Here is a 21,005-nt window from a genome sequence, read left to right on the forward strand (position 1 = left end):
TTTTTAAGCTGTAAAAGTAGAGGATTAAAACAGATGATTTCCCACCCGAAAAGTGTAGTTTTTTGTAGTTATTGCTAAAGAGAGAGTATGATACTTAGACAAAAAACTTACTAAAGTTTCTTTGTTTTTAAATATTGTGTTTACGAATTCTAATTAAAACAAATACCCTGTTTTTTAGCATTTTCTTATCTCAAATTAGTAGTACTTATTTAGTTCTTTAGTCAAATCATCCAATAGCATACCTTGTTTTTTTACCCATTGGTCATTATAGTAGGTATTGATATATCGTTCTCCGCTATCACATATCATGGTTACGATACTTCCTGATTGGTTATTTTCTTTCATAGTTTGAGCTAACTGTAGAGTAGCATACATGTTGGTACCGGTGGACCCTCCACATTTACGTCCTAAAATAGTTTCCAACCATCGAATGGTTGCAATAGAAGCTGCATCGGGAACTTGAATCATTTTATCAATTACATCTGGCTGAAAAGAAGGTTCTACTCTAGGTCTCCCGATACCTTCGATACGTGATCCGATATCTGAGGTGATATGTTTGTTACGGTTATGGTAATAGTCAAAGAAAACAGAGTTCTCGGGGTCTACCACCGCCAGTTGAGTATGCATATTATACTGGGGACTATATCGTATATATCTACCTATGGTAGCAGAAGTTCCTCCGGTTCCAGCACCCACCACAATCCAACTGGGTATAGCGTAACGTTCTCTGGCCATTTGTTCAAATATGCTTTCGGCAATATTATTGTTACCCCTCCAATCGGTAGCTCTTTCTGCATAGGTAAATTGATCCATATAATACCCGTTTTTTTCTAAAGCCAATGTTTCTGCTTTTTGATAGATTTCTTTAGAAGGTACTTTAATACAGTTTCCGCCATAAAACTCTATCAGTTTAATTTTTTCTGTTGTCGTTGTCTCTGGAACAACTGCAATAAAGGGTAATCCTAGTAACCGAGCAAAATACGATTCAGAAATAGCGGTACTTCCAGATGAGGCTTCGATAATTGTGGTTTGTGCATTGATATGACCATTGCAAAGGCCATATAAAAATAACGACCTGGCTAACCTATGTTTAAGACTCCCAGTAGGGTGTGTAGATTCGTCTTTGAGATAGATATCTACTTCACTAAAATATGGTAAGTTTAATTTTATTAAATGTGTGTCTGATGATCTATTATAATCTGCAGCTATTGTATTAATCGCTTCTAGTAACCAGTTTTTATCCCCCATCTTTTTATTTGATTTATCAATAATATCAAAATATATTATAAACCATGATTATGAAATGTGGTTTTAACTAGATGTTAACGTGCTAGTTTATAGAGTTACATGAATTTGAAATAGAAAGGTTACTATTTAGTGTTTCCAAAGAAAAAAGGTCTAATACCCTTCTTTTTTCATTCTTTCTGTAAACTCTTGGCCTATCTTTCTTCCCCATTCTTGCCCTATTTGCATAGATTCCTGAGTAATTAAAGGAGTACTTTTAGAGACTTTTTGTCCTAGGGGAGAGGTATAAAATGTGATTAGTTGCTTCAATTCATCATGACTAAGGTATTTGGCATATACTGGACTTATCATATGAACCAGTTCATTCATAGAGTTCTTAGAAAATTCTTCTTCTAGTTCATTCCATATTTTTTCATCTACGCTAGGGTATTGTTTCTTAAACAAATTAAGCATCTGGTTAATAACTGTTTTATAGGTTTCTTGTGTGCCCGCCACTTTAAACATTGTTTTTAATGTTTCGGTATATTTATCGTCCACTTGCCCAATAGAAGAAGAGGAATAGAGTAATATAAAGGTAAGAATGATTAGTTTTTTCATGATTTCGGTACTGTTATTCTATTTCTATTTTGTTATTCAGTTTGTTTTAGAAATGTTTCGTTTGTTTTAGGACTGATATACAATTTGCTGTATTTTTCATACATTATGATCAGTCCATTTTTGGCAGTTGCAGGTTTAAGACCGACCCAAAGCGTTTTTCGCTGAATTATTTTTGTTATTTTATGTAGCTCAACTTTACCACTAATTGGTCCGCTTTTATACTTCAAATAATTTTCTGTTAACTCATACGTTGTGCCATGATACATCCAGATCAAAAGCACTAATACTGCCAAAATAACCAAATATACGATACCATCGTCTTTTTCAAGACCATTATTTGTGATATCAAGAATAAACATTCCGATAAAAAAACTAATGAACCCATAAAATACACTAAAAAATAATATATCCTTTCTACTTTTAAATTTCATTTCAATCTTTAATTGTACAAAGGTTTTGCATTAAGAAAAAGGAGAGAAAATTTTATATTTTTTTCTTCTATTCTCTTAATGATAATACTACGTTTCCTTTTTTTTGTCCTGATTCTACGTATTTGTGGGCAGCGACTACCTGGTCTAATGAGTAGGTTTTATCTATGACAGCTTTTAGCTTTCTTTCTTCAATTAGCTCTTTAAGAAAAACTAGATCTTCATGTTTTGCATCTGCAAATTGTGAAATTACTTTTTTATTAGTTACCAAAGAAGTCCATACACCTCGTAACATTTGAGACAGCCCATCGGGATTAGCTAATAGATAGTACCCATTGGTTTTTAACGATCTAATACATCGGTTGTAGGCCCTTTTACCTATCAGGTCAAAGATAATATCATAGGTTTTATTTTTTTTTGCAAAGTCCTCTTTAGTATAATCGATAGTGTAATCGGCTCCTATTGATTCTAACATGTTCAATTTTTGCGTGCTATCTACAGCAGTTACTTCTGCTCCAAAATGTTTGGCAAGCTGTACAGCAATGGTTCCAATACCACCACCGGCACCATTTATTAATACTTTTTGTCCTTTTTGAATGTTGATTTTCCGTAAAAAATGCAATGCATCAAGTCCTAATGGGATTGTAGCAGCTTCTTCAAAAGATAGGTTCGTTGGTTTTATAGCGATTGCTTTTTCTTCATTTAGACATATATATTCTGCATACCCTCCAAAAACAGGACCACTACAAGCAAAAATAGAGTCTCCTTTTTTAAATCTTTTTACCAATTTTCCGGTTTGCACTACCTCACCCGACAGATAGGCTCCCAGTATTTTTTTTCTAGGTTTTAGAAGCCCAAAATATAACCGAACTATAAGCCATATTGTATTTGGGATTTTAGGACTTCTAAGCTCACAATCCCCTGTGTTTACAGCCACTGCGTGTATTTTAATTAATACCTGATCATCTTTTGGTACAGGTTGTTCTACTTCGCTAAGGCGTAGTACCTCTGGTGGGCCATAACGGGTATATATAATTGCGCGCACTTGATTTGTTTATTTTGATGATGTATTAAAATAGGTGTAGTTGTAATCAAAAAAGTTACACAAATTGTAAAGAAAATTATAGTTGCAGGCGTCTGTTATGGGTACGATATGGTTTATTTGATAAAAACAGGTATAAGGTCGATTGTAATAGTTATGATTTTGTCATTTTAACAACTGTATATTCTCTTTCTACTACATCTCCTGACTTACTTTTTACGATGTCTTTTTTATCAATAAACTCTGTTATCTGAAAGTTAGTGGTGTTCGTAAGGTTAATAATATCCTTGTTGTTATACAGGCAAAACTTATCTTTTACAAATGGTAGTTTTTTCATAAACTCTTTTTGTGCAAAAGTTAAAACAAGCTGACCACCTATTCTTAGGACTCTATAAATTTCATTTAAAAAATGGGTTGGGTTTTTCCAAAAATAGAGAGTATTCACTGTAAATATTTTGTCTATAGAATCATTAGAGAAAGGAAGCTGTATACCATCATATAATAGAAAGTTAATGTCATATTCTTTTATAAGTTCTCTATTACGTCTTTCTGCTTCATTTTTCATCGTACTGGATATTTCGAGTCCAGTGTATTGAATGTTTTTGGAGATATCGAATATTTTATCCAGGTGCCCACAGTTACCATGACCGATTTCTAAAAGAACATTACCATCTGCAATATGTAATGAATCGATGGCTGATATCGTCATTTGGATATTAGATTCGTTCATGTTTTCGGCCATTTTTAACCCCGATTCACCTTCTGGGTACGATAGTTGCTTTTCTATTTCTAGTAATTCTTCTGTTGTAAAATTCATTGTTTAGAGAGCTATTTGTTATACATAATTCAAGCTAAAAATAAGATTAATGCATTGGCGATAACCTGTCTTTATTATAAAATCTACTTTTACTACTTAGTATATTTTTCTTTGCAAGGCTCGAAGCAGGGAAACTCTACTATCAATGTTAATCCTTCATGTTTAAAATTGTAAGTATGGTCACCGTTGTGACAATCCTTGGAATTAAAAGTAGCGTCTGTTTTCGAATAAGTGCCAGAAGTAGGGGTATTTGTTTCTATGGATACATCGCATAACGATCCATTAGATGTAATTTTACCATCTTCATGAAATGTTATGATCTTATCACTTTCTACAGCGGTGAAAGTTCCGCTACCATCTCCTGGGTCAATTAAAGTTTCTATTAATCTCCAGTTACCAATTAAATCAGTATTTGGGGTTTCGGTATTGTTATCATCGTTTTTACAAGAATAAAGTACACCAATTAAACTACATAGTAAGGCTATTTTTTTCATTTGAATCAGTTTTATGTTGTATAGTATTGATATCAAACATTGAATATGGTTGCGTTAAACTGTTAATAGTGTATCGTTTATAGGAATACTTCAGAATGATGTAATAGTGTGAAAATAGATATACCCCAGAGATGTATAACCCCTGTGTTATTCTACAAAATGTCTTTTGTTCTATATTTTGATATAGTATTAAAATCTTTAAATGTTATGAGTTGGATTTTCTTTGAATAATATCTAATGTTTCATTTACGAAATTGGTTTTTCCCAAGACATATGCACCTCTATCGTTTTTGTGTTTTGTAGCTAATTCAACTTTTAGATTTTCATACTGTTTTGCTCGCTCCAGATTAGAATTCAAAAAATCTCTGAAATCAATTTGTTTCCACATTGCATTATCTTTTGGGCACATATGAATATGAAAAATCTGTTCCTTTTTACCATCAAAACGATATCCTTTTCCAAAAGATGAGTATGATGCAATATTCTCTCGTTCTGGAACTACAAAATGCGCATAACCTAATTCGGTAAATTGAGCTACTAGCTCTTCGTTAAATAGTAGTTGTTTCGGAATTTCAATCATTAAATCGATGTACGGTTTTGATTTGATCGAAGGTATTGATGAGCTTCCAAAATGTTCTATACGAATGATTGTTTGATTACCTACTTTTTTAAGAATGCGTTCTTTTTCATCATTGTACCTATTTTTCCATGCTGGATTATGGTCAACTAATTCGATCGGGAAAAGCGTATTCCAATCATCTTTGGTTAAATTGTACAAAGTTTTTTCCATTTTACATTATGTTTTTAGAGAAGTTTGCAAATATAACTGTATTGGCATATACTTTTGTAACTTTAATTAGCTACTCATCTATATGTGTAATAGTATTCTATTTGTTTTTATGAATTAACAATATGTCTATGACCAAGAAAGAAAGTGAAACCAAAAGAATAAAAAAACCATGGCCCACCAAAGAAGCCATGGAGCAGGTCTATGAAATGAACCTTTGGGGAGGTGATACTTTCAAATTTTATTCAGGTACAGGGTCACATCATCCAGAAATAGTAACTCCTTATATAGATACATTAATATCGTTTTTGACATCTTTTACCACTCCTCTTGTAGTATGTGATTTAGGTTGTGGAGATTTTAATGTGGGAAAAGAGTTGGTACAACATACCCAAAAGTATATTGCTGTAGATATTGTAGAAGGTCTTATCTCATATAATAAAGAAAAGTTTAAAGAAGAAAATTTAGAGTTTTATTGTTTGGATATCGCTACAGATGATTTACCTTCTGGGGATTGTGCCCTCATAAGGCAGGTGTTACAGCATTTGTCCAATGATGAGGTACAACGCATTGTGAGTAAACTAACTAATTTTAAGTACGTTGTTTTAACAGAGCATTTGCCTGAAGGAGATTTTATACCCAATAAAGAAATTATTTCGGGGCAGGGGATTCGACTAAAAAAACAAAGTGGGATCAACTTATTGGCGCCACCATTTAATTTTGAAGTAAAAGAAGAAAAACAACTTGTGTCAGTTACATTAAATGGAGGTAAAGGTATCATTGTAACCACTTTGTATAGAGTTTTTTAACCTAATTTATAAGTGATTTACTTTTCTTGCATAGCCCACATGATAACATCGCGAAAATCGATTTTGGCTCTTTTGGTTAATTCAATGACTTCACTTAACTCACCTTTGGCTAGTTTCAAAATAGCTAACCTTGTGTTTTTTAAATTATATTCTGATGCTGCCATTACATGGCTGAGATCAATTGATAAAAGCTCATTAATGACTAATTCTTTCTCTGCCAAATTAAAATCCCTATCTATTATATCAATTATAATTTGATCCATGGTTTTAAAATTTTCTACTACTGTAAGTGTTATTTTTGAGCTAGTTATTTAAAATGTGTATTATTTTATGCAATGCCGTTTTGGCTTCTTTCATAACCGGCAGAAAAGGCCAGATATGAGGCATTTTTTCTCCCTCAATTACTTTAATAGTTGTTTGGGTTTTACTTAATTTTTGAACTGCTAATTGTTGATCTGGATACGTGATGTCATTTTCTGCTAAAAATAAGATGGTTACAGGAAATTTTTCGAAACTACCATACAGGGGAGATAGCATTGTATTTTTTAGTTCGTTGTTCTCTGCACACATTTTTTTAGCACTTAGCACCCCTGTTTTTGACAACATAGGATCAATTGGATCAATTTTGTCTATTTCGGGATTCGACATGGTAGCATCCATTACAGGAGAAACAAGAATAATTTTACTAGGTAATTCTATGTTTTTATGAATTAATCGTTGTGTAAGAGCAGTAACCAAAGTACCTCCTACAGAATCACCCAAAAGTGTAATTTGCTTTGATTGATACTTTTCTAGAGCAGTATCATATATTAAATCAATGTTTTGGGATATTACCGAGATTTTATTTTCGGGAGCTTTTGGGTAATCACATATCCAAATGGTATGATTTGTTTGTTTAAGAATCTCTTTTGCGGTATCCCAATGATGTTGCGCAGGACCAGAAATAAAAGCGCCACCATGAATAAAAATCAATAAATTATTAGAGGTTTGAGTGGGCTTTACCTCTGTAATTAAAGAGGTGGCAATTTTAAAACTATAAGTCTTTTTTTTTCTAAAAAAAGAGCCTTTGGGAGAGTGAATATCGGCTTTTCTTATTTTTTTGAAATCGATTGGATCTTTACTAAACTCTTTTTTTATACCCTTTAACTTAATAACGAATAAGGTAATGTAGTAAGAAATACTTTGTTTCATTATTCATGTTTTGTTAATTGATTGAAACGGGTGCTAAATGTATATTTTACTCTTCGGCACGTTTTTTTTCAACTTTTAAAATATTATTTTGAATATCTTTCATAATAAGTTTTCCCCACCAACCGGCATAAAAATTAAAAGTCGTATTCATTTTAAATTTACTATATAAGTGCAACCGATATTTTCTTTCGTCAATTTTCTCAAGTTCATAGGTACCTTTTAAAACGTCAAAATATGCTCCTCCAATTAAAATGTGCTCATCCAAAGTTGTAGATGGAATTTCATAGGTATTAGCTTTAATCGAAAATACCATCTTTTTCTTCTCCTCATATTCTGTTACGGTTTCTCTAAAAATAAGTCCATTGGTGAAAATAGCTTCTCTATAAGCTCCTACACCATTAAAATTGAGCTCAGCCCTTAGAGGTCTTGGAAACCCTAAAAATGAAGTTAAATATCCTGTATCCTCATTTTCTTCTATGGTTTTTACACGTGTTACGTTCTCCCAAATTTTATCTGCAGATGCATTAATATCGATATGAGTATTGGCTGTGTAAGTCCCTGGGATTTTTTCAATCAATTGCTCAATGGGTGATAGTAAAAATGGCAGTAACATTAGTACAGAAATGTTTAACCTATCATTTCGTTTTTTTAGCTTTAAGTAACCACCAACTAAACCACCAATAGATGCTGCAATTAAAAATACGGGAAGAATCATTAACCAACAAGCCCACCCTTCTATAGCGAATATAAGTGTAATAATTAGAAATAAAATTACCGGAATCCATGGAAAGAGAATTCGATACCCTAATTTTTTTACTTTGTCTTTGTCTAAAAAGTATACTGTTAATGCCCCTACGATTGTAGGAAGTAGAAAAAGAAAGGTGACAGACATGACAGAAAATAGTTCATACCAGTCTTTTATTCCAAAAGTCAATCTTAAAATTATTGCATATAATGTTGGAATTAGAGCAGCAATAAGTATGTTTTTTTGATTTTTACTCATGTCTTAGCAATATATCTTTAATAGTTGTGCTAGTATTATTTTTATTTGGCTAAATAGAACTTATTGGTAATTTTCCAATCTCCATTTAGTTTTTGTAAACAGAGCATATCAATATAGGTTGCTTTACCAAGCTTCATCTCGATTTTGGCTACTCCCATAGTATCTTCTGTAATGTCCAGATTTAAAATTTTTAAGGAACATTTTTTTAATGTTTCGGGAGACATGGCATCCTTGGTTGCCCATTTTGGAATAATGTTTTTGAAATATTCGTTCTGGAAACTCTCTTTTCCATCTTTATCTTTAGACATAATTTTCATGGTTCCGTTTTCAATGTCAAAGGCAGTATTTAACTTATCAATATCTCGTTCTATATACCCATAAAAATAATTTTCAATAGTAGTAATGACCGATTGCGTATCGTTATTTTTTTTCTGTGACATTAGCGAGAAAGAAAGAACAAACAATACGATTGTGAAGAGTTTTTTTTGCATGATAAAAGGTGTATTTATTAAACACAACTATGAATTTTTAGAGTAGCGAGTGAAATTTTTTATGTCTGCGTTACTAGTAATTATTTCTTCACTCATAAAAAATGCCCGTTTTGGAATATACGGAGAATAACTGATTATTAATAAAACTCTTCTATTGTTACATCTCTAATACGCCAAACTTACCTTTTTTAAAAAAAGTTTCTATCTATATGTTCGAACCATTTTATACTACGATTTACTATCAATATATTTTTTTACCACTTCTAAAAATTCGCTTTTTGTATAAAATTGTTGTAAAAAATCTTCAAAAGTCCCTTCATTCGATATTTCATAAAAATAAACCTCATGATCGGTCCCAAACACAGTGGGGTTTTCGGGATTTGGGTCAGATAAACAAATATAATATCCATCAGGAAAACCATACGAATAAGCAATCTCCATAAACTCTAATTTTCCGTTACCAACAATCTTTTTTACTTCACTTAAGTTGGTCATTTCTTCATCCTCAAAATCAGCACCCCACTCGTCATGATCTTCGGTTCCTTTTGTTAATGGTGTAAATAATCTTTTTTTATAAAAAGCCTGACCGTAAGGAGGTGTTTGATCAGAAAAAAAATGGGCCAGCAAATTTTTGTAAAAAGCCTCTTTGTCTTTTTTAAACAACTTATTGTTTTTATTGTAAAATTCATCTATCCCATACAGTTCATGCCCCCAAAGTTCATGCGGATATAATGGATGTGTAAACTCTATACCTTTTAAGGTTTCCTGTAATGAGTTTCCTTTGGTAAAAGTTCCGCCTAACTCTTTTATTCTGTTTACTATTTCGGTTTTCATAGCTATTTTGTAACTCTTTCTTTGTTTATTAAGCAATATACAAATAGGAGTGTTCTTTTTATTCGCTTTCAGGTTTAATACCTCGAGCCTTGCCTCGTTAATTATTACTATTTTGTGACTCGATGTCACAAAATAGTAAATATATCCATAAGAGTCATAATGTTACAGTTTTGCTGTATCACTTGGTGAGTAGTGCAAAATATAGGAGAGTTGTATTGACTGATTCGGTAGATAATGTTTTAGTTGAAGTTTGTGAAGAGATAAGTTATAGATATGAAATTCATTTTTTAGAGATAGGTACAGATAAGAATCATGTTCATTTTTTAATACAGAGTGTTCCGTCATACTAGTGTTACAAAAATTGTTACGACTGTAAAAAGTTTGATAGCACGAGAAGTTTTTCTCCGTTGTCCTGAAGTCAAAAAACAATTGTGGGGAGGTGAATTTTGGGGCAAAGGTTATTTTGTTAATACAGTTGGTCAACATGGTACAGAACAAAAGATAGCAAAGTATGTCAAAAATCAAGGGATTGAAGATGAGTATAAGGTTTTGAAAAAAAATAATCAGCTAAAATTATTTTAATGCCTCGTGTGCTTGCCCCGAGGATTATTTATTTAAAATTTTTTTTAACATAAAAAACAAAAATGAGTTCATATAAAAAGTAAAAATGTTTTAAACAAAACCAAGCATATATTTTTGTGTTATACGTCTTTCGGAAAGCTAAATTATGAGAAAAGCTATTTAATAAAATCCTTTTTTTTCAGATTGTTGTTAAACTTAATGTCCGTCCAATTTACTAGTATCCAGGGCTCGTCATTTATATCAGCATTCCAGGTCGATTTTTTATACTTGCGTTTGGTTGGGATTAAAAAATTATCTATTTGTTCATATTCTATTTGCATTAGAAAAGGTGTATCAACTACACCAAAATCAGCAACCGTAAACAAGAATTGATCCACCAAACCAGTTTTCTTGTTTATGTAAATTTGATAAATATCGGTAGGCTTATTTTTTTGAGTTTCAAAAGATATTTTTACTATTTCAAAATCTGTATTTTTTATTTTTTTATTTCCTAAGTATTCGTAGTGCAATCCAGGGTCTAACAACTTTTGAAACATTGTGAACCAATAAAAATTCGTAGGCCTATTAAATTTTACCCTATTAACTGCTACTTCATCCAAAACTTCTTTTTCATCAATTTTTAACCAATAGTTGATACCATCATATCCTTGTTCCATTGTTCCGATTAGTTCGGGCAATGTGCGTTGGTGTTGCCTGTATATGCCATAAGAAAGTTCTCCGTCAAATATGTACTTTTCAGTAGATATATCACTTTTACTATCTGGTGTTGTGTAAGTATAGTTATAAATAACGTCTTTTTTGATACGTAGTTTATTATAATTTCCTACTTTTTCTACCATGTTATGTACTAGTTCATGTCCCTTGTTTTTAAACACTACAGTAGTAGTTTTTTGATCAATATTTTCTTCGATGTGTTTTTCTTTTGACGTATTCTTACAGCTAATAATAAGTAAGGTAAGCCCAAACATAGATGCTATTGTTTTAAAGTTCATAAGTTTTTGTTTGCATAGGTTTTTAGATGTTTTGACGTTAGTGTTGTCTGAAATTCTTTTTTAAGCCTACAAATTAAGCATATTTAAAGTGGTATGAGTTTTTTTGATCTAGATTTAAGATATTCTTATGTCTTAAAAAAATCTAAATATGCTTCAGGAGTTAAAAACTATAGACCAGAACCCTGAATTTGCTCTTGCTTTTTGTAGTTGATTCCTTCTGGAATGCAACAATTTCAATGTAGCAAAAATAATACTCCAGCCGCTTTAATAAGTTTATTTTCAATCTTCAGTCCACCAAATTATTCTATTTTATAAATGACAGCTTTAATTTAATAATGTTAATCAATTTTGCTTTTTTATAGAATATTACAGCTATGTGACGGCTATATTTTATTTCTTTTGTTAAGAATATTATTTTCTACGACTAATTCAAAAAGTATGTTTTAATAAAATGGCAAAATCATCAAAATTGAATTGTACAAGTCTTGTTTATATCATATAAATATGGGAGAGAACAAAAATCAATTGCTTAAGTTTGCGTATATAAGAATTAGAAAATGGGATTATTAGATAAATTGTTTGGATCTACAGAAAAAGAACAGAAGAAACCAAAAGAAGAGAAACAACCGTTACCGTGGCAAAAGCTAACTTCTATAGAACAACTGGATAAAATAGCCAAAAGTTCAGCTAAGAGACCTCAAGTTATTTTTAAGCATTCTACACGTTGTGGGATCAGTGGAATGGTTATCCGGAATTTTGAAAGTAGTTACGACATTGCAGAGGGCGCCATTGATTTATATTATCTAGATTTATTAAGTTTTAGAGAAGTGTCGTCAGAAATAGCTGCAAGGTTCCAGGTGTTTCATGAATCTCCACAATTAATTATTATCAAAAATGGAACAACGGTACATCATGCATCGCATAGTATGATTACACCACAGGTAATACATCAATTAGTATAATAACTATCATCACCACCTCTCAAAAGGTTGCAGTGCATATAGGAATTATAAGATACTATAATCAAAAACACATGTACTTTATGAGGATACATGTGCTTTTGATAACATAGTTAGGTTCAGGTAGTAGAAAACTCTACCTAAATCGATATTTAGTAATAATTCCTTTTATTTTCAATTTTAAATCTTCTCCAGAGTCATACACCATTTGTTCATTGCTAGGAAACGGCACTGCACGTTGTCCCAAGTATCCTAATAAAGCATCTTCGAGTGCTCTTTTATCCCCATTGTAGTTTGCATAAATATGCTGAAACACATATTCACTTGCAATAGGAAAAGCATCTAGAAGTTGTTTTGTTCTTAAATTTCTGTACTGCACGTTACCTACAACGTTTGTAGCTTTAAATTGTGTAAACTCATAATATTGGCAACGTACTTTTACCATTTTATCAACTTTAACTTTTTCTCCCTTATCGTCAACAACAATTTCATCATTTTCATCTAGCAGGTATTCCCAACCATCCTTTACCAACTTTTCTTTTTCTAGTTGTCGCTCTTTTACTTGTTCGGGTGATATATTGATTTCTCTTAATGCTATCTCCATCGCATAGTCGTAAGAAACAGATCGTTGTGGCTGACTGTGGTATACGGTCCATAAATCGTTAAGACCGTAGGTGCCAAAATTAAGCAAGTCGCTCTCTAACCTTTTAGGAATGATAACATCGGTATTGTTTTTCATCAATACTTTTACAAAATCAGTACCCTTATGGTGTGCCTCTTCTAGCATTCCTTTTATATTTCTATACCCTGGGTTTATCTTATCTAGATATATTAAGTCATCATATACCGCTCTGTAATCTCTTTTTTGAGTTGCAGATGAAAGTAAGTTTTTGGCATTGGTATAAAGATAATCAGAAAGTTTATCCTTAGTATTTATGATTTTTTGGTCATAATTGTCCATTAAAAAATTAGCATTACGCCCTTCTTCTGTCAAATAAAGGGGGAGCAATGGTTTGATTCTTTCTTGTCTGTTTTTTAAGGCCACATATGTATTATACATTTTTTCCAGGTTTGCTGGGTTGCCTTCTTTTTCTAAGTAGATAACTGCGTTTTTATCACGATCCACAACTTTGCCATAAGCTTGCTCGAGCATAAGAATATAAGGTTGCTTACCTTTTCTACCTTTATTAGTTCTAAGCTTATTTAATGCAATATTAATAGCTTGATCATAGTTGCCCGTATTTAAGGCTTGTTCAGTTTTTTTAACACTGCTACACGATTGAATCAAAATAGCAATAAGTAGTAGGGGTAGTAGTCTTTTCATGTCAATTCTATTTAGGTTTGGGTAGCGTAAAAACAATTTTGATGCCAAAAGATAATAAAAAAACCCCGAATTTATCTTTTCGAGGCTTCTGCGTGAGTTTATTCGTACATTATTTCTTGAAAACGGGAAGTAATTTTGTAGATACTTCTCCAAAACCGATTCGGATACCTTCTTTTTCACAATATCCTCTCATAATTACTGTATCATTGTCTTCGATAAACTTTCTATCACCTCCTTCATTAAGTTGTACAGGCTTTTCTCCTCTCCAGCTTAATTCTAACATAGAACCATATGCGTCTGGCGTAGGTCCAGAAAGAGTCCCACTGCCCATTAGGTCTCCAGAATTAACGGGGCATCCATTTACTGTATGATGTGTTAATTGCTGTGCCATTGTCCAATACATATGTTTAAAATTACTTTTCGAGACAATAGTTTCCGTAGCTTTCTCGGGTTGAATGGCAACCTCTAGTTTAATATCGAAGCTTTGGTTTCCTTTATATTGTAAATATGGTAGTTGTTTTTTTAATGGTTTTACACCCGCAGTTCTATACGGTTCTAATGCGTCCAAAGTAACAATCCAAGGAGAGATAGAAGATGCAAAGTTTTTTCCTAAGAACGGTCCAAGAGGAACATATTCCCATTTTTGAATATCTCTGGCACTCCAATCATTAAACAAAACAAGGCCAAAGATATAATCTTCTGCTTCTTCTATTGGGATGGGTTCTCCAAGATGATTTGCATCTGTTGTGATAAATGCCATTTCTAATTCAAAATCAACCAATCTCGATGGCCCAAAAATAGGGTCTTGGGCACCATTAATTAATTTTTGCCCCTGAGGTCTATGAACTGGAATACCCGACGGAATAACAGAACTACTTCGCCCATGATAACCAACAGGCATATGTAACCAATTAGGAAGCAAAGCATTTTCTGGGTCTCTAAACATTTTACCTACATTGGTAGCATGTTCTATACTGCTATAAAAATCAGTATAATCACCAATTCTTACAGGAAGCTGCATTTCGATTTCATCGAGAGAAAACAATACTTCTTGTCGATGTTTTTCATTGTTTTTTAAAGCATCATTTTCTGCGTCAAAAATATCAGCAATTCTATTACGTACCAATCTCCATGTTTTTTTTCCGTCTGAAATAAAATCATTTAGAGAGTCTTGCAAGAAGATATCATCTGTTAACGGAATTCCTTCAAAATAACCCAATTGATGAAGCGCGCCCAGATCAATGGCTGTATTACCAATACGCGTACCTATTGTAATAATGTCATCTCTGGTCAAAAACACACCAAAAGGAATGTTTTGTATAGGGAAATCTGTAACAGGAGGAGTTTCAATCCATGTTTTTCTATTAGGATAATTTGCTGTTATGGGCATTATTGTTTTTTTATAAAGTTTAGGGTAAATTCTCTTAACCAAATATATAATTTTCGAACGGTTATTGGTTTTTAATTATATAAAAAATACATAAAATATTGATAAGAATGATTATTGTTCTGAAATATTAATATATAGAGATTTTTTTTAGCAGAAACCCGTATGTTTTTATTAGCTTGTATATCAGTGCTATGTGTTGGTTTTTTTTAAGGGTATTTGTGATATATACTGGTAGAAAAGCAATATTTTTGCAGCAAAGAAATAGTTCTAATTAATTAGGGCTTTTTTAGGTTGATTTAAAGAATGGATTTCCTATTTTTACGCCTTTATTAAAAAATTATCAATTCATGCAACGCGACGAACAAATTTTTGATTTAATTCAAGACGAAAAAGAACGTCAGATAAACGGATTAGAACTTATTGCTTCAGAAAACTTTGTAAGTGAACAAGTGATGGAGGCTGCGGGATCCGTTCTAACGAATAAGTATGCCGAAGGATATCCTGGAAAACGTTACTATGGTGGCTGTGCTGTAGTAGATGTTATAGAACAAATTGCTATTGATCGAGCAAAAGAATTGTTTGGTGCAGCGTATGCCAATGTGCAACCTCATTCAGGTTCACAAGCAAATACAGCAGTATACCATGCATGCCTTAAGCCAGGAGATAAAGTATTAGGTTTTGATCTTTCTCACGGAGGCCATTTAACTCATGGTTCACCAGTTAATTTTTCTGGTAAATTATACAATCCTGTTTTTTATGGCGTAGAAAAAGAAACGGGACGTTTAAACTATGATAAAATTCAGGAAATAGCTACTGCAGAAAAACCTCAAATGATTATTGCAGGAGCATCTTCTTATTCTAGAGAAATAGATTATAAAAGATTTAGAGAAATTGCGGATAGTGTTGGAGCTATTCTTTTTGCAGATATCGCACATCCAGCAGGTTTAATAGCCAAAGGGTTACTTTCTGATCCAGTACCTCATTGCCACGTAGTAACTACAACTACACATAAAACATTAAGAGGTCCAAGAGGAGGTCTTATAATAATGGGAGAAGATTTTGAAAACCCATTTGGTATTACGCTAAAAAGCGGAAAGAAACGCATGATGTCTTCTATCTTTGATAGCGCTGTTTTTCCTGGAAATCAAGGTGGACCGTTAGAACATATTATTGCAGCAAAAGGTATTGCTTTTGGAGAGGCTTTAACAGATGAGTTTTTACATTATACGGTACAGGTAAAGAAAAATGCAGCGGTAATGGCAGATGCTTTTGTAAATAAAGGTTACGAAGTTATTTCTGGAGGAACCGATAACCACATGATGTTAATCGACTTACGTAACAAAGGTGTAACCGGTAAACAGGCAGAAGAAGCTTTAGGCGTTGCCGATATTACTGTAAATAAAAATATGGTACCTTTTGATGATAAGTCACCATTTGTTACTTCTGGGATACGTATAGGAGTATCTGCAGTAACGACAAGAGGTCTTAAAGAGAATGATATGTCTGCAATAGTAGAACTTATTGATCGTGTTATTACCAATGTAGAAAACCAAGAAGTATTAGAAGATATCGCAAACGATGTAAATGCAATGATGGCAGATAAGCCTTTGTTTGTAGCGTAAACATATTATATACGATATATTTAAAAAGTGTGATTAGTTATAATCACACTTTTTTATTGCTCTTGTTTTGCAAATCGTATAAAAATTAAAATCTAAACAGGTTGTTAGGAATGATTCCAGTTTTCTGCATCACTATCTTCATTAGGAGAGAGTCCTATGATATCACCTTCCGTAGTAACTCCTAGTCCAACCACAGTTCTGTTTGCATAATTAAAATAACTCACCACCTGATTGATTTCAAGGATTTCACCTTCGTTAAACCCCTGTTCTTTTAGATAAAAAATATCAGACTCGACTATGGTGTGATGTGCTATAGTAAGCTTCTTGGCATATTTCAACCCAGCTAAATATTGATATTTAAAATGTTGTTCGGTTTTATCATTTAGTAGGCAAGTAATAATTTCTTCAAACCGAGTGTCGTCTTTTAATAATCGTTTCAATCCTGCAGAATGATGATCTACACAATAGCTACATTGATTAAGGTGGCTTACATAAACACCCAATGTTTCTAGGTACCATTTTGGTAGCGTATTGTTTATGTTATGCAATACATTTTTATATAGGCCCATATGACCAATAAGTGTATGAGGTCTAAGGCTATGAATAGATAATACATTATCAATAGTATCATTAGGGCCTTTAATTCGCTCATAAATCCTCTTTAACTCTCCGGTTGCTTCTTTGTATGATATTGCTTTAATCCAGCTCATTAGATTGTTAGTGTTTAGTTTTACTGTACTTGGTATGCTCAGAAAGAGCAAAGGCATTTAGATAGCTCTTTTCGTTTACGGTATTTTTTTCGTTAGAATCATAATCTATTGTTATTTTCCAACTTTTATTAATCAACCGAAGCAACACATGAAATTGCCCATAAGAATGTCTTACATTTTGAAGACTGTCCTTATAAGAAACTTTATATATTCCTCTATCAGAAACCAGTGAATCGGATACTATTCTTTCGAATAGTCTAAAATCGATAGATGCAGGTGTACGTTTAGGATCGCTCCAACGTTTTTCATACCCTTTAAGATACTCTGTTGCATTTTTGATAGTACCTCCATCTCCAGCAATTCGAATCATTTTTTTGCTATGGATTGATGCGAACAAGGCATAATCTAACGTTTGATATGCCTTAGAAAATGTGTTGTAAATGTCTGTATTTATTTTATTATGAATAACATTTTGTTGTGAAAATGATACATGAATACAACAGAGCAATAGAAGAAAAGAGAATACGGTCTTTTTTATTCTTGAAGCCATTGATGATGTTTTTGTAGTTGCTACAAGATACTGGTTTTTCTATAAATGAGGTGTTTATATTTTTTGTCTTTACTACTAATTAGACAGGCTAGGAACGATTACTTTGTTAAAGGTAATGTTTTGTATAGCACACAGTTTTTTAAACGAGTGTCATTTAACAGTTTGGGATGTTCAAAAGTTTTGATGCGTTGCATCCCAATTTTTTTCATGATTAATTCTGACTTTACATTTATCTCTGGGGCAATAGAATAAATAGATTCTAACCCAATTTGATCGAACCCATACTCAAGGCACGCTTTTGCACCTTCTGTAGCATATCCTTTATTCCAAATGGATTTTTTTAGCCTCCAACCAATATCTACAAAAGAACCCAACTCTTTTAAATAGGTTTGTTCACTTAATCCGATAAAACCGATACATTCATTCGTATCTATGATGTCTACTGCAAAATAACAATATCCTTTTTGAGCGTATTGTTCTTGCATTCTGATTATAAACGCTTTGGTGTCTTCTAGAGAGGGTTTAAACGGAAAAAATTCCATTACAGCATCGTCATTATTTATTTGACTTAAGATTTCCAGATCATCTAGAGACCAATTTCTAAAGCCTAAACGCTCTGATTGAAAAATATATGTTGACATATAAGGGTAGTATATTGTAATTGAAATAAATTTTAAGCAAATATACTACAGAACAACTGTTGCTTTACGTACTTTTATAAAGTATTAGCATCAATACAATTCTAAGAAATTAAACAGTAGGGCTTATGGCTAAAATGTATACCAAAATAAGTAAAGAGCAAGAAGAGTTTATTGCTAATCAAAAAATTTTTTTTGTGGGAACAGCTGCTACAGAAGGAAGTGTAAATATCTCGCCAAAAGGAATGGATACGTTTAGGGTGATTAATGCAAATCAGATTATTTGGCTTAACCTAACCGGAAGTGGTAATGAAACCGCAGCGCATTTGCTTAAAAATAAGCGAATGACGATTATGTTTTGTGCTTTCGAAGGAAAACCGTTGATTTTAAGGTTATACGGAAATGCTGAAATTTATCATGAAAAAGATTCGTTTTATCAAGAACATATCCATCAATTTCCTAAAATTGAAGGATCTCGGCAAATTATAAAGATGCAGATAAATAAAGTACAAACATCTTGTGGGTATGCGGTTCCTTTTATGGAATTTCAAGAAGAAAGAACCCAGTTACAATCCTGGGCAGAAAAACAAGGGAAAGATCGATTACGTAAATATCAGGAAGAAAAAAATAGTATAAGTATCGATGGATTTGATACGGGTTGGCAGCGCAAGTAATGCTATTGATAAAATTTGGTGAGTCTTTTTTTTAAGTAGACTTTATGAATGCTACTTTTTTTGGACATTTTTTTGCCATATTTAATATACTACTAATTAGAATTCAGTTTATATCACTTACCCAATAATCATTTAATGAGATAATATTTATTGTGTTACTATACATTATAGTAAACATCATATTTGGTGATGATGTCAGTATATACTATAGTATATTGAAAAAAATGAATAAATACATTTTATTTAAGAATTTTAGGTAACATTTGCACCCCGTATAACATAAATAGAAAAACTATTAATCTATATATAAAACAAAGAAACAAAAATGAGCAAACAGCTAATTACAATTTTAATAGCCATCCTAAGTATACAAGCATATGCACAAAACACTTATAAAAAAGGTTATGTTGTTAATAACCAGGGAGAAAAAATAGAATGTTTGATTAAAGATTTGGATTGGGTCAATACGCCAACAAAATTCGAATATAAGCTAAATGAAAATGACGATGTAAAAACAGGCATTCTAACGTCGATAAAAGAATTTGGGGTAGAAAAAGTGGCTAAATATATTAGGTTTAAAGTTGATATGGATAGACCAACCAATAACATAAATAAAATGAGGTATGATAAAAATCCTGTTTTTAAAGAAGAACAACTATTTTTAAAAGTTTTGCTAGAAGGCAAAGCTAATCTTTATGGATACAAATCGGGATCCCTTGAAAGGTTTTTTTATAAAACAGAAGATAAAGAGGTTGAACAATTAGTTTATAAAAAATATAAAGTAAGAGAGTATAAATTTACCGAGAATACCAGGTATAAGGAACAGTTGTGGAGTAATCTAAAATGCTCAGATATTTCGATCAAAGATTTTAATAGTGTTGACTACAAAAAAAATGACTTAATTAATTTTTTTGTTACTTATAACGAATGTAATAATTCAGAGTTTACCAAATATCAAAAAAAGAATGCAGGAGGATTTTTTAATATTAATATTAGGCCTGGTGTAACAAACTCTTCATTAGGTATAAGCAACAATATATCTTTCGATACAAGAGATTTTGATTTTGGGAATAAGCTAGGTTTTAGATTTGGTGCGGAATTAGAGTATGTGTTTCCCTTTAATAATAATAAATGGTCGGTGTTATTCGAACCTACCTATAGATCTTATAAAGAAGAAAGAGAATTTAATTATTTACCAAATAGTATAGTGCCAAGATTTGCGACAGCTAAAGTAGAATATACTTCGATAGAATTTCCTACAGGGATTCGATATTATTCCTATATTAATAACCATTCCAAATTGTTTTTTAACGTATTATTAGCTTTCGAATATGAATTGTCAAGTTCGATTAGTAGTGATAGTACAGATGGTGGATTTAATTTTGATTTAAACACCGATGAAAATTGGAAGCTTGGAATGGGATATATGTATAAAAATAAGTTTAGTGTAGAATTTAGGTATGGGACACCCAGAGGAGGACTAAGTGATAATAAGTTTTGGAGTTCTGACTTTAAAAATGTATCTCTAATATTGGGATACACTATTTTTAGTAACAAAAAAGAATAGTGATTAATTAACAAATTAATTTGATTCATTCACCCTTCATTTATCAAAGTGTAGGGTGATTTTTTTATGAAAAATAAAAACACTTTTCTGTGGTAACAATATTCTTGTTAATGACATAAACTTTAGACTAATAATTAATTAACCCGTTGTGCATTTAGGTAATATTAATTTTTAGATTATTGATATTTCTATTGAATTCAAATCTATTGATATATTGAATGATTGTCATTGCCGTTATCTTAGATAAGATTCGGTTTTT

At 32.0% G+C, this 21,005-nt stretch carries 23 protein-coding genes and 2 pseudogenes; 6 read left to right on the plus strand and 19 right to left on the minus strand.

All coding sequences use genetic code 11. The annotated features are described in order from the left end of the window. Positions 1-195: 195 nt before the first annotated feature. From ABW636_RS12035 to ABW636_RS12065, 7 genes are all read right to left on the minus strand, one after another. Positions 196-1,248 (minus strand): PLP-dependent cysteine synthase family protein, encoded by a 1,053-nt coding sequence (locus tag ABW636_RS12035; protein ID WP_367590257.1) that lies wholly within the window; start codon positions 1,246-1,248, stop codon positions 196-198. A gap of 150 nt (positions 1,249-1,398) precedes the next feature. Continuing rightward, positions 1,399-1,842, minus strand: coding sequence for a DUF2059 domain-containing protein (locus tag ABW636_RS12040; protein ID WP_367590258.1), 444 nt, complete (start codon positions 1,840-1,842; stop codon positions 1,399-1,401). Between the two features lie 32 nt (positions 1,843-1,874). Further along, the gene (locus tag ABW636_RS12045; RefSeq protein ID WP_367590259.1) at positions 1,875-2,273 is read right to left on the minus strand and encodes a PH domain-containing protein; all 399 of its coding nucleotides are present in this window, start codon (positions 2,271-2,273) and stop codon (positions 1,875-1,877) included. Between the two features lie 67 nt (positions 2,274-2,340). Beyond that, entirely contained in the window at positions 2,341-3,315 is a 975-nt protein-coding gene (locus ABW636_RS12050; RefSeq protein ID WP_367590260.1) for an NAD(P)-dependent alcohol dehydrogenase, read from the minus strand. Between the two features lie 151 nt (positions 3,316-3,466). Next, complete coding sequence (locus ABW636_RS12055) at positions 3,467-4,129, minus strand: class I SAM-dependent methyltransferase (RefSeq protein ID WP_367590261.1); 663 nt, start codon at positions 4,127-4,129, stop codon at positions 3,467-3,469. Positions 4,130-4,221: 92 nt separating this feature from the next. Next, positions 4,222-4,623, minus strand: coding sequence for a lipocalin family protein (locus ABW636_RS12060; RefSeq protein WP_367590262.1), 402 nt, complete (start codon positions 4,621-4,623; stop codon positions 4,222-4,224). 205 nt (positions 4,624-4,828) lie between these two features. Further along, positions 4,829-5,413, minus strand: coding sequence for a GrpB family protein (locus ABW636_RS12065; protein ID WP_367590263.1), 585 nt, complete (start codon positions 5,411-5,413; stop codon positions 4,829-4,831). 128 nt (positions 5,414-5,541) lie between these two features. Here ABW636_RS12065 and ABW636_RS12070 point away from each other — a divergent pair, with 128 nt between their 5' ends. Continuing rightward, the gene (locus tag ABW636_RS12070) at positions 5,542-6,219 is read left to right on the plus strand and encodes a class I SAM-dependent methyltransferase (protein WP_367590264.1); all 678 of its coding nucleotides are present in this window, start codon (positions 5,542-5,544) and stop codon (positions 6,217-6,219) included. Between the two features lie 17 nt (positions 6,220-6,236). Here ABW636_RS12070 and ABW636_RS12075 read toward each other — a convergent pair whose 3' ends face one another. From ABW636_RS12075 to ABW636_RS12095, 5 genes are all read right to left on the minus strand, one after another. Then, the gene (locus ABW636_RS12075) at positions 6,237-6,482 is read right to left on the minus strand and encodes a hypothetical protein (protein WP_367590265.1); all 246 of its coding nucleotides are present in this window, start codon (positions 6,480-6,482) and stop codon (positions 6,237-6,239) included. 40 nt (positions 6,483-6,522) lie between these two features. Further along, positions 6,523-7,410, minus strand: coding sequence for an alpha/beta hydrolase fold domain-containing protein (locus ABW636_RS12080; protein WP_367590266.1), 888 nt, complete (start codon positions 7,408-7,410; stop codon positions 6,523-6,525). Positions 7,411-7,456: 46 nt separating this feature from the next. Next, complete coding sequence (locus ABW636_RS12085; RefSeq protein WP_367590267.1) at positions 7,457-8,413, minus strand: hypothetical protein; 957 nt, start codon at positions 8,411-8,413, stop codon at positions 7,457-7,459. A gap of 41 nt (positions 8,414-8,454) precedes the next feature. Next, positions 8,455-8,904, minus strand: a complete 450-nt coding sequence (locus ABW636_RS12090) for a nuclear transport factor 2 family protein (RefSeq protein WP_367590268.1) — start codon at positions 8,902-8,904, stop codon at positions 8,455-8,457. A 228-nt stretch (positions 8,905-9,132) separates the two neighbouring features. Beyond that, a complete protein-coding gene (locus ABW636_RS12095) occupies positions 9,133-9,738 on the minus strand; it encodes a hypothetical protein (RefSeq protein ID WP_367590269.1) in 606 nt (201 codons plus the stop codon). Between the two features lie 122 nt (positions 9,739-9,860). Here ABW636_RS12095 and tnpA point away from each other — a divergent pair. Then, positions 9,861-10,320, plus strand: a pseudogene (gene tnpA, locus ABW636_RS12100) (IS200/IS605 family transposase). A 155-nt stretch (positions 10,321-10,475) separates the two neighbouring features. On the opposite strand, the gene ABW636_RS12105 reads toward tnpA, so the two are convergent. Then, complete coding sequence (locus ABW636_RS12105) at positions 10,476-11,312, minus strand: hypothetical protein (RefSeq protein ID WP_367590271.1); 837 nt, start codon at positions 11,310-11,312, stop codon at positions 10,476-10,478. Between the two features lie 557 nt (positions 11,313-11,869). Here ABW636_RS12105 and ytxJ point away from each other — a divergent pair. Beyond that, on the plus strand, positions 11,870-12,274 hold the full coding sequence (gene ytxJ / locus ABW636_RS12110) for a bacillithiol system redox-active protein YtxJ (protein ID WP_367590272.1): 405 nt from the start codon (positions 11,870-11,872) through the stop codon (positions 12,272-12,274). A gap of 133 nt (positions 12,275-12,407) precedes the next feature. Here ytxJ and ABW636_RS12115 read toward each other — a convergent pair whose 3' ends face one another. Further along, entirely contained in the window at positions 12,408-13,595 is a 1,188-nt protein-coding gene (locus ABW636_RS12115; RefSeq protein WP_367590273.1) for a hypothetical protein, read from the minus strand. A 109-nt stretch (positions 13,596-13,704) separates the two neighbouring features. Continuing rightward, on the minus strand, positions 13,705-14,985 hold the full coding sequence (fahA, locus tag ABW636_RS12120; RefSeq protein WP_367590274.1) for a fumarylacetoacetase: 1,281 nt from the start codon (positions 14,983-14,985) through the stop codon (positions 13,705-13,707). 347 nt (positions 14,986-15,332) lie between these two features. On the opposite strand from fahA, the gene glyA reads away from it, so the two are divergent. Next, the gene (glyA, locus tag ABW636_RS12125; RefSeq protein WP_367590276.1) at positions 15,333-16,607 is read left to right on the plus strand and encodes a serine hydroxymethyltransferase; all 1,275 of its coding nucleotides are present in this window, start codon (positions 15,333-15,335) and stop codon (positions 16,605-16,607) included. A gap of 104 nt (positions 16,608-16,711) precedes the next feature. Here glyA and ABW636_RS12130 read toward each other — a convergent pair whose 3' ends face one another. The 3 genes from ABW636_RS12130 to ABW636_RS12140 form a co-directional block, all read right to left on the minus strand. Further along, positions 16,712-17,317 (minus strand): carboxymuconolactone decarboxylase family protein, encoded by a 606-nt coding sequence (locus ABW636_RS12130; RefSeq protein ID WP_367590278.1) that lies wholly within the window; start codon positions 17,315-17,317, stop codon positions 16,712-16,714. Between the two features lie 7 nt (positions 17,318-17,324). Further along, positions 17,325-17,867: a hypothetical protein gene (locus tag ABW636_RS12135; protein ID WP_367590279.1), complete on the minus strand. Its 543-nt coding sequence runs from the start codon at positions 17,865-17,867 to the stop codon at positions 17,325-17,327. 98 nt (positions 17,868-17,965) lie between these two features. Continuing rightward, a complete protein-coding gene (locus tag ABW636_RS12140; RefSeq protein WP_367590280.1) occupies positions 17,966-18,508 on the minus strand; it encodes a GNAT family N-acetyltransferase in 543 nt (180 codons plus the stop codon). A 125-nt stretch (positions 18,509-18,633) separates the two neighbouring features. Between ABW636_RS12140 and ABW636_RS12145 the strand changes: the two genes are divergently transcribed. Both ABW636_RS12145 and ABW636_RS12150 read left to right on the plus strand, forming a co-directional pair. Further along, positions 18,634-19,179, plus strand: a complete 546-nt coding sequence (locus ABW636_RS12145) for a pyridoxamine 5'-phosphate oxidase family protein (protein ID WP_367590281.1) — start codon at positions 18,634-18,636, stop codon at positions 19,177-19,179. A gap of 325 nt (positions 19,180-19,504) precedes the next feature. Then, positions 19,505-20,746 carry a porin family protein gene (locus ABW636_RS12150; RefSeq protein WP_367590282.1) on the plus strand — a complete coding sequence of 414 codons (1,242 nt, stop codon included), beginning with the start codon at positions 19,505-19,507 and terminating at the stop codon, positions 20,744-20,746. Between the two features lie 154 nt (positions 20,747-20,900). On the opposite strand, the pseudogene ABW636_RS22575 reads toward ABW636_RS12150, so the two are convergent. Continuing rightward, positions 20,901-21,005: pseudogene (locus ABW636_RS22575) on the minus strand (IS982 family transposase); the annotation flags it as partial.

This window comes from Aquimarina discodermiae (assembly GCF_040786235.1).
Lineage (GTDB): Bacteria > Bacteroidota > Bacteroidia > Flavobacteriales > Flavobacteriaceae > Aquimarina.